Raw genomic sequence first — 14,519 nt, forward strand, 5'->3', positions numbered from 1 at the left:
GGAGTGATAGAATTTTTGTCAGTAACTTTTTCTTATTGTTCACGGTTTTCTCTTTGATAAAGGCGAGAATTTTTCATAATATCTTTAAAAGTATTAATGATTGTTTCTTGATAAGCAGAATTTTTAATATTTTGGCGAGCCAAATCTAATACGGCTTGTTCGCGAGAGTTATCTAAAATAGTAATTTTTTGTGCTTGTTTTTCTTGGCTAATTTCTTGAACAATTGTCATACGTTTCTCAAGAAGCTGAACGATTTCTTGGTCCACTTGGTCAATGTTGTTCCGAAGTTCTTCTAGTTTATTCATGGTTTTTATTATATCATAGCCAGTAACACGAAACAACGTTTCATGTTGCTGACTTCTTTCTCTCATTATGACCGAACTCAGCGGGACGATAATTTTCCGCCGAGTGAGTGCGGCTCGACTTGTTGCTTTAGCAACGTAGCGTAGTAGAAGCAAGAATGATTATATCAAAACTAATCTAAAATTTGCCTTTAAAAAATGATATAATGGATTATATTATTTTTGAGGAGCAACAAGATGAATAAAGAAGAAAAAATCGAAGGTTATGAGTTGCTTAATTTGCAACTAAAAGCGCTTCTTAGTGAACAAAATTATACACTTTCAAACTTAGCCAATGCAAGTAGTTTACTTTGGAGCTTTTTGCCTGAGCAAGTTTATACAGGTTTCTACCTCTACAACGGTGAAAAATTAATTTTAGGGCCATTTCAAGGGTCTGTGTCTTGCGTTGAAATTATAATGGGCAAAGGGGTTTGTGGGGAATCAGCTCAAAATCGCCAAACCATTATTGTTGAAAATGTAAAGAAACACAAAAATTATATTTCTTGTGACGGTCGAGCAATGTCTGAAATTGTTGTTCCAATGGTTAAAGATGGTAAATTAGTTGGGGTTCTTGACTTAGACAGTTCAGAAATTGGTTTTTACGATGAAATCGACCAAAAATATCTTGAAGAATTTGCTAACATTTTATGTGAAATGACTGATTTTAAATTTTTTGAAGTAGGTTAAATCAAAATTTTAAAGGGTATCGGAGAAAAAAATGAGTGAAATAGTAAAAAAATTTATTGCTGACCGTTTTGGGGAAAAAGAAGGAATATCTGTAAATCCAGGTAATATTGGAGATGTTCGTGAATTTGCGCAAGAATTAGGAAGTTTTCTCTATCAATTACATCGGCTACCAACAACAGATGCAAAGTCACCTAGTTTTGAAAATGCTTTTGCTGGTTCTGATTTGATTTTCTTTGAAGCTGAGATGATAGAACTTTTGAAAGTCTATCAAAAAGTTGTTCCTGCTGACCTTTTGCAAGAAAAATTTGATTTTGCAGCAAAAACAAAATGGTCCAAGAAACCTGTTTGGGTTTTGGGAGAATTGCTTACGCAAAATTTAAAAGTTACTGACGGAAAGTTAGTTAACGTCAAAATTACTGACAAAGCTGTTATTGGTGATCCAGCTTTTGATTTAGCAATTGCTTGGACGATTTTTGATGAAAAAGCACGTAAAATATTTTTTGCGGCAACCGAAGCAGATGAGGCAACGATTAATCGAGCAAGAATGTTCGCCCTCAGACAGGCCCTCAGAAATTATCAATCACAAGATATTGATGAATTGATTCAATCACGTGATGCTTCAACTGAAATTTTAAAAGACTTAAACTATAGTCTTGGGCAAGATTTCTATTGAAACAAGCGGATATGAAAAGAATACTAAGTAAAAAATTGGAAGAGAAAAATGGCATATCAAGCATTATATAGAAAATATCGAAGTCAAAGATTTGATGAAATGGTGGGGCAAGAAGTTGTAGCGACAACATTAAAAAATGCGATTGTCAATCATCAAATTTCACATGCTTATCTTTTTTCTGGTCCAAGAGGGACAGGGAAAACCTCAGCAGCTAAAATTTTTGCTAAGGCAATAAATTGTCCTAATCAAGTGGATGGAGAGCCCTGCAATAATTGCTTTATTTGTGACTCAATCACCAAAGGAAGCTTAGATGATGTCATTGAACTTGATGCGGCATCAAATAATGGGGTTGACGAAATTCGAGAAATTCGAGATAAATCAACTTACGCAGCTAGTCAAGCCACTTACAAGGTTTATATTATTGATGAAGTGCATATGCTTTCGACAGGGGCTTTTAATGCACTTTTGAAAACACTAGAAGAACCTACAGAAAATGTTGTTTTCGTCCTGGCTACTACTGAATTACAAAAAATTCCAGCAACCATTATCTCGCGTGTTCAACGTTTTGCTTTTAAATCAATCACAACAGGAGATATTCGGACTTATTTAGCAAAAATAATGGCTGATGAAGGACTTGAATTCGACGGTAAAGCACTCGATGTTATTGCTAAAGCAGCTGAAGGTGGAATGCGTGATGCCCTCTCTTTATTAGACCAAGCCTTATCGTTTTCATCAGGAAAATTAGAAGAAAATGATGCACTACTTGTCACAGGGTCGATTGCTGCAGATGCTTTAGTAACATATGTTGCAGCGCTTTTTGAGCATGATGAAGCAAAAGCGCTGACGGAACTTGATAAGATTTTTGCTGAAGGAAAAAATATGCTTCGATTTACGGAAGATTTATTAGCATACCTTCGGGATTTACTCTTGGATAAAAATTCTCAGTATGACCGGGGTCAAATTTTTTCATGGATTGATGTTGCAATTGAAAGTTTGAAAACGATAAAGGAAACGACTCAAACAAAAATTGCGGCAGACGTCATGACCATGCGTTTGGCTGAAATTGGACAAAATAATTTACTGACAGCTTCGCAAGGAGAAATCCCTAATCAGCTGACAGCCGAAATTGCTACTTTAAAAACCGAAATTAATCAATTGAAAGCTCAAATTTCAGCTGGTCAAATTCAGGTAAATTCAGATTCACAAAATAATTTACTGACAGAAAAAGTTAAAGGCAGTCCGAAACCAATAGCATCTAAAAAACGCCAAATTAACAAAGATTTAATTTATAAAGCTTTGGCTGAGGCGACAAATGAAGCTAGAAAAGCTGCTCTAAGTGCGTGGCCAGAACTTGTTGCTTCGGTAACTAAACCGGCAGACCGAGCTTTACTTAATAATACAGCGCCTGTCGCTGCGTCAGAAAATTTCCTTGTGGTGACTTTTCCTCATGAGAATCTTGCTAAAAGAGTCAGTGAAAATGAAGAATTGCAACTTTTTTGTGGGAATCTCTTGAGTTCAATTGTTGGATTTGCGCCAGAAATTATCTCTCTTGCTGAACAAGACTGGCAAGAAGTTCGAGCAGAATATGTTTCTAATTTAAAATCTGAAAATGTTCAAGAAGATGAAGAAGATGAAAAAGAGCTGGATGAAACGGTAAATTTAGCTAAAGAACTCTTTGGTGAAAAAGTAGTTGAAATTAATGATTAAACTAATAAAAAAGCCGCTCATTGAGCGACTTTTTTTAATCTTTATGACGACTTAAATCAACCTCTTTAAGGGGGATAAGTTTCGTTTTGTTTTTAAATTTATAACCCAAGTAAAGGATGAAGAAGAGTGGGATTGCGGCATACATGATGACACCTTGCACCCAAGTTTTACCAAAAAGAAGCATTGGGTCTTGGCCGAGTGTGACTAAAACGGTCATAATTAAGGCTAAGATTGGACCAAATGGGAATAGTTTTGCATGATAAGGTAATTTTTTAACATCTTTTCCTTGAGCGACATAGGCGCGGCGGAAGCGGAAGTGGCTAATTGCAATCCCAATCCAAGCAATAAATCCTGTTAAACCAGAGGCTGAGACGAGGAATGTAAAGAAGCTAACTCCGTAAATTGATGTCAGGAATGTGAGTAAAGCAACAGCAGTTGTAGCTAATAAAGCAATGAAAGGAATCCCGTTTTTTGAAGTTTTTGAGAAAATCTTTGGTGCGCCACCATCTTTAGCGAGTGAATAAAGCATCCGAGTAGAGGCATACATTCCAGAGTTTGCTGCTGAAACGACAGAAGTTAAAACAACGGCGTTCATGATAGAAGCTGCAATAGAGAGACCAACACGTTCAAATACAATTGTGAAAGGGCTTTGAGCAGCTGAATCTCCTCCAACTAAGTGGGGGTCGGTAAATGGAATGATAGCCGCCATCACGAAGATAGATAAGATATAAAAGACAAGAATACGCCAGAAGATAGAGTTCATAGCTTTAGGAATTGATTTTTCAGGATTTTCAGCTTCGCCAGCTGTAATTCCGAGCAATTCTGTTCCTTGGAAAGAGAAACCAGCGACTAAGAGTACGCCGAGAATCCCTCCGCCGGTAGTGAAACTACCAAGTCCTCCGACAAAACCATGATTACCAACTGAAAGATTTTTAGCGACGTCAATATGACCGCCCATAATTCCAAAAATAGATAAGAAACCAATAATCAAGAATAAAACAACAACAGTAATTTTAATGGCTGACAACCAATATTCAGTTTCGCCAAAAGTTTTAACTGATAAGGCATTGATTGCAAAGACAATAATTAAGGCAATCAGTGAAAAAATCCAACTTGGAACATCTGGTAACCAGAATTTGATACAAAGGGCAACGGCTGTTAAATCAACCGCTACGGTAATTGCCCAGTTTAACCAATAATTCCAACCTAGAGCAAAACCAAAAGCTGGGTCAACATAACGTGTTCCATAGTCTGAAAAAGAACCAGAAGTGGGTAAATAAGTGGCCATTTCACCAAGTGATGTCATGAGGAAGTAAACCATTGCTCCGATAAGAACATAGGCAGTCAGTGCACCAAATGGTCCTGCCGTGTGAATGACATCGCCTGAAGTCAGAAACAATCCAGTTCCGATTGTTCCGCCAAGGGCAATCATGGAAACATGACGTGATTTTAAGCCGCGTTTTACTTGCGTCTCAGTAGTTGAGTTTGAAGAATTTTCCAAAATTCTCTCCCTAATAAAATTTATTCTACACCGACTTGTTTGACTCAGACTCAACCTTACTCCTGTTTAGTTTAGAAAAGTCTGAGAAAAACAAAAAAAGCAATCCTACTAGATAGAATAGATTGCTAAAGGTCCGACAAAATTTTAAAAATTTTCTTGAACGAATAGCCCTCCGCATGGTTATTAACCATTTGCGACAGTCTAGTGAGTTTTTCTCACTAGCCCAAGAACTTTGCTGAGCAACAAAATTCTTTCGGCAACCTCTCCTCCTCTAAATACGCGTCTTTGTTGTGCTCCAACTCGGCGTAGATTCATATCAGTTGCGACCTCTATCGATGTGTTATTTGTAATTCTAGCGCAATTTTAAGATGATGTCAAGGAAGAGAATGTAAAATTAATTACAAATAATCACTTTCTTTGTAAGTTTATTCATTTGTCATTTATGTTATACTTATGAGGATAGGACTGCTATGTCAGTCAATAAAAATCAGTATTTTTACTGAAATTTTCTAGGAGCAAAATATGGATTTTATTCGTGCCATTATTTTAGGTATTATTGAAGGAATCACTGAGTGGTTACCTATTTCCTCAACAGGACATTTGATTATTGCTGATGAATTTATTCGTCTTAATCAATCAGCAGCTTTTAAAGAAATGTTTGATGTTGTGATTCAGCTAGGAGCAATTTTGTCAGTTGTTGTTCTTTATTTTCATAAACTGAATCCATTTAATAAGTTAAATCCAGCTGACAAACAAAAAACACCACGTGAAATTCAATTAACTTGGCGTTTGTGGTTGAAAGTTTTGATTGCGGCTTTACCAGCAGCGATTATTGGTTTACCACTTAATGACTGGTTGGACAAACATTTTTACCATTTTGTTCCTGTTGCCTTCATGTTAATTATTTATGGGGTAGCATTTATTGTCATTGAGCGTCGGTGGGTACCAAACCATGAATTTTCCGTAATGAATATTGACCGTTTACCTTATCGTGCCGCTCTTTATATTGGATTATTCCAAGTGCTTTCTTTACTTCCAGGGACATCGCGTTCAGGTGCGACAATTGTCGGTGCTTTATTAATTGGTGTAAGTCGTGAAGTTGCCGCAGAATTTACCTTTTTCTTGGGTATTCCAGTTATGTTTGGGGCTAGTTTCATCAAAATACTTCACTTTTTCAAAAATGGGAATTCTTTAAGTTTTGAACAATTTGGGGTCTTGTTAGTAGCTTGTATAGTTGCCTTTGGGGTATCAATGGTTGCCATCAAGTTCTTGACCGATTATGTGAAAAAACACGATTTTACTTTCTTTGGGAAATATCGGATTGTGTTAGGGATTATCCTTCTTATTTATGCAATGTTTAAAGCCTTCTTGGGCTGAGAATGAGATAAATTATGCCAACTCTCTTTAGTTGGTATTTTTTATTTTAAAATAGTTCTCTTTGCTGAAGGAAAGTTTAAATGTATTCTTGCTAAAAATAGAAAAAAGTGATAGAATATAACTCTGTGGGAAAAACTCACAACTTACGCAGGACTCAACCTGCGTCATTAGTCCAAAAGGAGGAAAAATCAATGACTAAATACGAAATTCTTTATATTATTCGCCCAAACATTGATGAAGAAGCAAAAGCTGCCCTCGTTGAACGTTTCGATGGAATCTTGACTGACAACGGTGCTGCAAATCTTGAGTCTAAAGACTGGGAAAAACGTAAACTTGCTTACGAAATCAATGATTTCCGCGAAGGTATCTACCACATCGCAACTTTTGAAGCTGAAACAACTTCAGAAGCTTTGAGCGAATTTGACCGTCTTGCTAAGATCAACCTTGACATTCTTCGTCATATGATCGTTAAAGTTGAAGCTTAAGAGCTTTCATTTCTAAGGAGAAGTTCATCATGATTAACAATGTTGTATTAGTAGGACGCATTACTCGCGATCCTGAACTTCGATACACCCCTCAAAATCAAGCTGTCGCAACATTTTCATTGGCTGTAAACCGTCAATTTAAAAATGCGAATGGCGAACGTGAGGCTGATTTCATTAACTGCGTTATTTGGCGCCAACAAGCTGAGAATTTGGCGAATTGGGCTAAAAAAGGAGCTTTGATTGGGGTAACTGGTCGAATTCAAACACGTAACTATGAAAATCAACAAGGTCAACGCGTTTATGTGACTGAGGTTGTGGCTGACAGTTTCCAAATGTTGGAAAGTAGATCTGCTCGTGAAGGTATGGGAGGCGGAACTTCTGCTGGTTCATATTCTGCACCTAGCCAATCTACAAATAATACTCCGCGTCCACAAACGAATAACAATAATGCAACACCGAATTTCGGTCGTGATGCTGATCCGTTTGGTAGCTCACCGATGGAAATTTCGGATGATGACCTTCCATTCTAATAGGGTGAAATAATTGACGCTAAAGCGCCTAATTATTTCACGGAAACCGCTATGGCGGATTTCCTAACCCTCTTACTAGTTATTATGAAAAGCAGAATCGGCTTTTCATAATAACGTCGTAATCCTAAGAAAACTTTAAACAGACATCTAAAAATAATATAAGGAGAAATAAAATGGCACAACAACGTCGTGGCGGCTTCAAACGCCGTAAAAAAGTTGACTTCATCGCTGCAAACAAAATCGAAGTCGTTGACTACAAAGACACTGAACTTTTGAAACGTTTCATCTCAGAACGTGGTAAAATCTTGCCACGTCGCGTGACTGGTACATCTGCTAAAAACCAACGTAAAGTGGTTAACGCAATCAAACGCGCGCGCGTAATGGCTTTGCTTCCATTCGTAGCTGAAGACCAAAACTAATAAATGAAAGGCTGCTTCGGTAGTCTTTTTTTGTATAAAAATTTGACAAATAGAGTTGATATTTACTGACAGAATGCTCGGTTCCGTCCGAATTTACTGACCAGAAATTTGTCAGAAAAAGAGAATAAATTGATAACTTCATCAAGTATTTTTGATTAATACTATGTTTTTGTCAGTGAATTTATGATAAAATGGACAAATGATTGAATTGATAATAGGAGCAGTGCTCTTAAGTTTGTTAATTTATGGAATTTTTATAGAGCCTCATTTGATGAAAGTGAGACATGTAAAAATCGCTCAAAAACAAAATTTAAAAATTGCTCATTTTACCGATACCCACTTTGCTTGGCACACGACTAGTCGTCGTTTTAAAAAATTTGCTCGAAATATTGCTAATGAACAGCCAGATTTAATTATTTTTTCTGGAGATTTATTTGACAAGGTTGCTTGGGCAAAAAATCGAGATTGGACTGATTTACTGACGATATTGTCAGAACTTAAAGCTCCTCTTGGGAAATTTGCGATACTTGGTAATCATGATTTTGATGATGAAAAATCGTCAAGGTTTGTTGAAGAGTTTCTAGAAAAAGCTGGTTTTGTTCTGTTGAAAAATTCATCAGTTGTCAAAGATAATTTATCTATTTCTGGGGTTGATGACTGGCGTGAGGGACGGCCTGATTTTGAACTTGAGCCTATTGATGCAACATTTTCGCTTTTAGCCCTTCACGAACCGGATACTATTTTAGACATGGAAACAATTAAGGAATTTGATTTAATTCTTTCTGGTCATAGTCACGGAGGGCAAATTCGGATAGGAAATTGGCGTTTACGCAATAAGGGGTCAAGTAGTGCTGATGCTGGTTTGTATCAGCTCAATGACCGAACAAAATTGTATGTTAATCGTGGAATTGGTTTGACTTTCTTGCCTATTCGTTTTGGGGTGCCTCCAGAAATTGTGTATTACTACATCTAAAAAAATCTGTCAGTAATTTTGACAGATTTTTTTATTTTTTTATTTAAAAATTTACTGACAGCTTTGTTAAAAATTCTGTCATTACATTTCTCTTGCAGTCATGATCGTTTCGCGTCCCATATTATCAACGGCTCGGTAGTGTAGAGGCCATTCAGGGTTAAAAGGGTAGCCAAAATCAACGAGGATGGTTGTTGGACTATTGTCTTGAGAAAAACGAATAGAAAGTAAATTACCCGAATTAACCAAGTCAAAATTGATAATTGTTTCTAGTGGAAAAACTCCCTTGAGGTGATGGTCAATAATAAACCAAAAGGCATCAATGACTTCTCCAGGAATTGACGCAACGGTATCAAAACTTGCGTAGCGTCGTCTAGTGTTAGAAAATGCCATAAAATCACATCCTTTCTATAAGATGAATGGATAAATTCTAGGAAATACGGGAATCTCGAATGACTTTTCGGATTTCAGATAAAGTCCCTTCAGAAACATTTTTCATTTTCATTCCGTACATCATAAACAAGGCATCAAGCAAACTAATTTGAGAAACAGTGGAAGCGACAGCTTCAGGTCGAAATGAAATTTCTTCAGAAATTGAAATTAGCGCGACATCGGCCGCTTTAGCTAAAGGTGAACTCGCAAAAGAAGTCAATGCAATAATTGGAACCCCGCGACTCTTCAAAATTTCAACCAAGTGCATTGTATCTCTGTTTTTTCCTGTATGTGAAATAACAAAAGCACAATCGTCGCTCGTTAATTTTGCAGCTTGCATTTGTTGAAAATGAAAATCCTGATGATAAACGCAGTGCAAAGGCATTCTCAAAAATTTATGAAAAGCAATCAATGCGACAGCGTTTGAACCACCCAAACCAAAAAAACCGCAAGTGCTGGCATTGAGCAAAATTTCCATGGTTTGATCAAGTTGTCTGTTAGTGATAAGGTTTAATGTAGAATTTAATGATGAAATATTGCCGTTGAAGTTTTTTGTCAGTATTTCTTTGTAATCGTCAGTTGGTGAAAGTTCGCTAAAAAATTCATCGTTTCGTGTCGAGTCAGTGGCATGAATGGCGAGTTTTAATTCTTGGAAGGAATTAAAGCCAATTTTTTTAGAAAATCTGGAAATTGTAGCCGTAGAGACATGAGTTTTTTGAGCAAATTCCTGAATTGAAAGCCTCGCTGCACTATCAATATTCGCAATTAAATAGTCAGAAATTGCCTGATCTGATTTACTGAGGTTATCATAATAACTTCGGATTCGGCTGATTAAAGTACGCGACATATCAAGCCTCCTTCTAATTGACTACATTATATCATAGCCAGTAACACGAAACAATGTTTCATGTACTGGCTATCATTTTATTGGGACCGAACGATGCGTAGGATAGCTGTTGTCAGTTTACTGACTTACAGATATGCCAGTTGTTACACCTAGAGCGGAGTAATAAGGTATCTAGGGAGTTCACTATAGCGTGTTATAAGTAGTGATACTCAAGATTTCTCGATTTCTCAAAAATTCCAAATTCCTAACTTGAAATTGTTTTGGCAAATCAGAAAATATTTTACAAAAAATATTGTTGACAAATGAAAAAAAATTACTTATACTAAAGTTATAAAATGAAAGCGATGCCACGGAGGAAAAAATGATGAAATTTGGTATGATTGGTTTAGGGAAAATGGGAATGAATCTTGTGAAAAATGCCGTTGACCATGAGATTGAAGTTGTTGCTTACGATCTAAATACAAAAGCGGTAGAGGAAGCTAAGGATTACTCAGACAAAATTACCGCTGTCAGTACAATTGAAAATTTACTGACAGAATTGCCAGCAAGCAAAATTGTTTGGTTGATGCTTCCAGCAGGAACTCCTACAAATTCAACGATTGAAATGCTTTCTGAAAAGTTGTCAGCTGGAGATATTCTGATAGACGGTGGAAATTCTAATTACAAAGATAATTTAGAACAAAATAAATTACTGACAGAAAAAGGAATTAAATTTTTTGATGTTGGAACCTCTGGTGGAATGGCTGGAGCTCGTCAAGGCGGGAATTTTATGATTGGTGGAGATGATGAAAAATCTTGGACAATCATAGAACCAATCTTCAAAGCAATCTCAATGGAAGATGGCTACCTCTATACAGGGAAACTTGGCAGTGGTCATTACTTGAAAATGATTCATAATGGAATTGAATATGGGATGATGCAAGCGATTGCTGAAGGATTTGAAATTTTAGAAGAGTCACCATTTGATTATGACTATGAAGCCGTTGCAAAATTATGGAATCATGGTTCAGTAATCCGAAGCTGGTTGATGGAGCTTGCTCAAGAACAATTTTCAAAAGACCCTAAACTAGACCAAATTATCGGTCATGTTCAATCTTCAGGAGAAGGAAAATGGACCGTTGAAGAAAGCTTGGACTTAGGCGTTCCTGCCCCGGTCATTGCCTTGTCACTAATGATGCGTCAACGCTCATTACAAGAAGATACCATGACCGGAAAAGTAGTTGCCGCTTTGCGCAATGGCTTTGGCGGACATGACGTAGAACAAAAATAATTTACTGACAGATGAGAAGCGTAAGCTAACTAGGACAAAAAACTTCTGTCAGTAAAAAACTACTGATGATGAAAGAATTTTAAAGTCTGTCAGTAAATATATAGAAGAAAAGGAGCCTAAATGCAATATTTAATAGGCGTCGATTTAGGAACCACAGCAACTAAGGCAGTGCTTTTTGAGAAAAATGGAAAAATAGTTGCAAGTAGTAGCCAAGCCTATCCCCTCTATCGTGATGCTAGTGGGATGGCAGAAGAATCTCTTGAAGAAATTTTTGAAGCAGTTTTAGTGACAATCAGGGAAGTTTCAATTAATTTAGAAGATGAAGATGAACTTTTAGCCGTTTCATTTAGTACACAAATGCACTCGCTAATTGCTTTTGACGAAAATTGGCAGCCGCTTACAAGATTAATCACTTGGGCTGATACAAGAGCAGTAAAATACACCGAACAAATTAAGGCCTCTAAAAATGGTTTTGATATTTATCGAAGAACTGGAACGCCTCTTCATCCAATGGCTCCTTTATCTAAATTTATCTGGTTAGAAGCTGAACATCCAGACATTTATCAAAAAGCAGCCCACTATTTGGAACTTAAAGGATACATTTTCCAACGACTTTTTGGAACAAATAAAATGGATTTATCAACCGCAACAGGTACAGGTATCTTCAATATATTTGAACTTCATTGGGATAAAGAAGCGCTAGAGATGACTGGAATCAAAGAAAGTCAATTGCCTAAAGTAGTTGAACCCTATGAGATAGAAGAAAACCTTCCTCACGAATATGCCAAGAAAATGGGAATTCAAAGCAGCACCAAATTTATTTGGGGTGCAGCCGATGGTCCGTTGTCAAATTTGGGAGTAAATGCGATTAAACCGGGTGTTGCAGCCATCACAATTGGAACATCTGGTGCGATTCGAGTAGTTACTGACAAACCTAAAACAGATGAAAAAGGACGAACATTTACCTATGCATTAGACAAAGAGCATTGGGTAGTCGGTGGTCCCGTAAACTCTGGTGGAGATGTTTTCCGTTGGGCTCGTGACCAAATTTTTGATGGAAAAATTTCTTTTGATGAAGTCACGGAACTTGCAGCAAACATTTCCCCGGGCGCTGATGGATTGCTTTTCCACCCCTATCTTGGAGGCGAGCGAGCACCGATTTGGGATGCCAATGCCAGAGGTTCATTTTTTGGCCTAAACTACGGACATAATCGTAGTCATATGGCCAGATCTGTTCTTGAAGGGGTTATCTTCAATATTTATATGGTTGCGCTTAGCCTTGTTGAAGTAGTAGGTGACCTAAATATGATTCAAGCGACAGGAGGATTTACAAGCTCTGAACTCTGGACACAAATCCTAGCAGATATTTTTGAACAACCAATCAATGTGCCAGAGAGCCGAGAAGCTGGCTGTTTAGCCGCCATTATCATGGCTGAAAAAGCCCTTGGCTTAATTGAAGATATCAGCGAAATCGAAACGATGGTAGGAACAAACGAAACCTACCAACCCAATCCAAAAAATTTCGAAATTTACCGAGAAATTAGTCCAATATTTATCCGACTTTCTCGCTCTCTCTTGGCAGAATATGAAAATATTGCCAATTTCCAAAGAAAATTTGAAGAAGAAAAATAAACTTGTATTCTTTAAAGACTCAATACTTCCATATATCACAAAAAAGTATTGAGTTAATTTTTAAAAGCAAATTGTAAGCGCCAGCAATCGTGCTTACACAGTATATTCAATATTTTTTGAAAGGAAAAAATATATGATTGATTTACTTGTACTTTTAATTGGGGTCTTAATCCTCCTCCTGATGATTATCAAATTTAAAATTAACACTTTTGTGTCCTTGATTGTCGTAGCGGTTTTAGTTGGGTTAGGACTTGGAATGCCACTCGGTCAAATCCCTGTTTCAATCCAAAACGGAATCGGAGGCTCATTAGGAGAGTTAGCAATCGTTTTTGGTTTTGGAGCAATGCTTGGAAGACTAATTGCTGATGCTGGTGGAGCCTATCGTATCTCAAAAACGCTTATTAACAGTTTTGGTAAAAAAAGAATTCAATGGGCAATTATGGTTGCCAGTTTCATTATTGGGATTGCCCTCTTCTTTGAAGTTGGGATGGTTCTCTTGATTCCGATTGTCTTTGCCGTCGCCTTAGAAGCAAGTGTTCCCTTGATTTACCTCGGAATTCCAATGGCAGCCGGACTTTCAGTAACTCACGGATTCTTACCTCCCCATCCAGCACCAATTGCAATTGCCGGTGTACTAGGCGCAAATCCTGGAACTGTTCTCCTTTACGGAATTATTGCAGCAATTCCAACAGTCATTATCGCAGGTCCAGTTTTCACAAAAATTGCTAAAAAATGGGTTCCAGAAGCCTTTGTTGTAAAAAATAAACTATCCGCCTTTGGTGAAATCAAAGAATGGAAATTAGAAGAAACTCCAGGATTTGGGATTTCCATCTTGACAGCATTAATGCCAGTAATCTTAATGGCAATCAGCACCATTTATTCTATCGCGACTAATGATGGGAAACCCTTTGCCGCAGTAACAACAAGTGCAATGAAAGCAGGAAAGGTAGTAACGACCACCACTTACCCATCAAGTTTTGTTGAAAATGTGATGATGTTTATTGGTAATCCCGTATCGGCAATGATTATTTCACTACTCTTTGCCTTAGTTACTATGGGTTGGATGCAACGTAAGAAAAATTCTGAAATTGCAGTATCGATTGCAGATTCAGTTAAATCAATTGCGATGCTATTGTTAGTTATCGGTGGTGGAGCAGCTCTTAAACAAATTCTTATTGATGGAGGGATTTCAGTCCAAATCGCCAATATGTTTAAAGATTCACCACTTTCGCCATTGTTACTTGCTTGGATCATCACAGTAATTTTACGTGTAGCCTTGGGTTCTGCAACCGTGGCCGCTTTAACAGCAGCAGGTTTAGTTCAACCAATGCTTGCATCAGCTTCTCCAAATACAGCCGCACTAATGGTCTTGGCAATAGGGGCAGGTTCAATTGCCGCATCTCATGTTAACGATGCAGGATTCTGGATGTTTAAAGAATACTTTGATTTAGATGTCAAGCAAACATTAAAAACTTGGACAGTACTAGAAACGATTATCGCAGTTGTAGGTTTAGCAATGGTCATGTTAATGAGTATCTGGGTACATTAATAAAAAAAATAAGTCAATTTTGACTTATTTTTTTAATTTGTCAAAGCTAGTGGTGGCATGAAATAAAGCGAATACAGGAGAGGGAAAAAGCGAACGTAA

15 protein-coding genes and 1 riboswitch are annotated in these 14,519 nt (G+C 37.2%); of the genes, 11 read left to right on the forward strand and 4 right to left on the reverse strand.

Features of this window, described 5'->3' with window-relative positions; translation table 11 throughout:
* Window positions 1-32: 32 nt before the first annotated feature.
* On the reverse strand, window positions 33-305 hold the full coding sequence (locus IAE52_RS10515; protein WP_003131960.1) for a chorismate mutase: 273 nt from the start codon (window positions 303-305) through the stop codon (window positions 33-35).
* A 234-nt stretch (window positions 306-539) separates the two neighbouring features.
* On the opposite strand from IAE52_RS10515, the gene IAE52_RS10520 reads away from it, so the two are divergent.
* From IAE52_RS10520 to dnaX, 3 genes are read left to right on the forward strand one after another with little or no spacing between them, the layout of a single operon-like run.
* On the forward strand, window positions 540-1,028 hold the full coding sequence (locus tag IAE52_RS10520) for a GAF domain-containing protein (protein ID WP_003131959.1): 489 nt from the start codon (window positions 540-542) through the stop codon (window positions 1,026-1,028).
* Between the two features lie 31 nt (window positions 1,029-1,059).
* Window positions 1,060-1,701, forward strand: coding sequence for a phosphotransferase (locus IAE52_RS10525; RefSeq protein WP_023190151.1), 642 nt, complete (start codon window positions 1,060-1,062; stop codon window positions 1,699-1,701).
* Between the two features lie 48 nt (window positions 1,702-1,749).
* Entirely contained in the window at window positions 1,750-3,408 is a 1,659-nt protein-coding gene (gene dnaX / locus IAE52_RS10530; RefSeq protein ID WP_033899287.1) for a DNA polymerase III subunit gamma/tau, read from the forward strand.
* 34 nt (window positions 3,409-3,442) lie between these two features.
* Here dnaX and IAE52_RS10535 read toward each other — a convergent pair whose 3' ends face one another.
* A complete protein-coding gene (locus IAE52_RS10535) occupies window positions 3,443-4,909 on the reverse strand; it encodes an amino acid permease (RefSeq protein ID WP_017865200.1) in 1,467 nt (488 codons plus the stop codon).
* Between the two features lie 157 nt (window positions 4,910-5,066).
* A riboswitch (Lysine riboswitch) is annotated at window positions 5,067-5,249 on the reverse strand.
* A gap of 182 nt (window positions 5,250-5,431) precedes the next feature.
* On the opposite strand from IAE52_RS10535, the gene IAE52_RS10540 reads away from it, so the two are divergent.
* The 5 genes from IAE52_RS10540 (at window position 5,432) to IAE52_RS10560 (ending at window position 8,693) form a co-directional block, all read left to right on the forward strand.
* Window positions 5,432-6,286: an undecaprenyl-diphosphate phosphatase gene (locus IAE52_RS10540; RefSeq protein WP_012898664.1), complete on the forward strand. Its 855-nt coding sequence runs from the start codon at window positions 5,432-5,434 to the stop codon at window positions 6,284-6,286.
* A gap of 191 nt (window positions 6,287-6,477) precedes the next feature.
* Complete coding sequence (gene rpsF / locus IAE52_RS10545) at window positions 6,478-6,771, forward strand: 30S ribosomal protein S6 (RefSeq protein WP_003131954.1); 294 nt, start codon at window positions 6,478-6,480, stop codon at window positions 6,769-6,771.
* A gap of 29 nt (window positions 6,772-6,800) precedes the next feature.
* Complete coding sequence (locus tag IAE52_RS10550) at window positions 6,801-7,301, forward strand: single-stranded DNA-binding protein (RefSeq protein WP_003131953.1); 501 nt, start codon at window positions 6,801-6,803, stop codon at window positions 7,299-7,301.
* A gap of 173 nt (window positions 7,302-7,474) precedes the next feature.
* The gene (rpsR, locus tag IAE52_RS10555; RefSeq protein WP_003131952.1) at window positions 7,475-7,720 is read left to right on the forward strand and encodes a 30S ribosomal protein S18; all 246 of its coding nucleotides are present in this window, start codon (window positions 7,475-7,477) and stop codon (window positions 7,718-7,720) included.
* Between the two features lie 199 nt (window positions 7,721-7,919).
* Window positions 7,920-8,693: a metallophosphoesterase gene (locus IAE52_RS10560; protein WP_003131951.1), complete on the forward strand. Its 774-nt coding sequence runs from the start codon at window positions 7,920-7,922 to the stop codon at window positions 8,691-8,693.
* A gap of 81 nt (window positions 8,694-8,774) precedes the next feature.
* On the opposite strand, the gene IAE52_RS10565 is transcribed toward IAE52_RS10560, so the two are convergent.
* Entirely contained in the window at window positions 8,775-9,083 is a 309-nt protein-coding gene (locus IAE52_RS10565; protein WP_010906371.1) for a DUF960 domain-containing protein, read from the reverse strand.
* A 37-nt stretch (window positions 9,084-9,120) separates the two neighbouring features.
* Entirely contained in the window at window positions 9,121-9,969 is an 849-nt protein-coding gene (locus IAE52_RS10570; RefSeq protein ID WP_012898662.1) for a MurR/RpiR family transcriptional regulator, read from the reverse strand.
* A gap of 364 nt (window positions 9,970-10,333) precedes the next feature.
* Here IAE52_RS10570 and gnd point away from each other — a divergent pair, with 364 nt between their 5' ends.
* The 3 genes from gnd (at window position 10,334) to IAE52_RS10585 (ending at window position 14,420) form a co-directional block, all read left to right on the forward strand.
* Entirely contained in the window at window positions 10,334-11,239 is a 906-nt protein-coding gene (gene gnd / locus IAE52_RS10575) for a phosphogluconate dehydrogenase (NAD(+)-dependent, decarboxylating) (RefSeq protein WP_038603774.1), read from the forward strand.
* 120 nt (window positions 11,240-11,359) lie between these two features.
* A complete protein-coding gene (gene gntK, locus IAE52_RS10580) occupies window positions 11,360-12,871 on the forward strand; it encodes a gluconokinase (RefSeq protein WP_003131772.1) in 1,512 nt (503 codons plus the stop codon).
* A gap of 133 nt (window positions 12,872-13,004) precedes the next feature.
* Complete coding sequence (locus IAE52_RS10585; RefSeq protein WP_085624629.1) at window positions 13,005-14,420, forward strand: gluconate:H+ symporter; 1,416 nt, start codon at window positions 13,005-13,007, stop codon at window positions 14,418-14,420.
* The last annotated feature ends 99 nt before the right edge of the window (window positions 14,421-14,519 follow it).

Source organism: Lactococcus sp. S47 (assembly GCF_016517475.1).
Lineage (GTDB): Bacteria > Bacillota > Bacilli > Lactobacillales > Streptococcaceae > Lactococcus > Lactococcus lactis.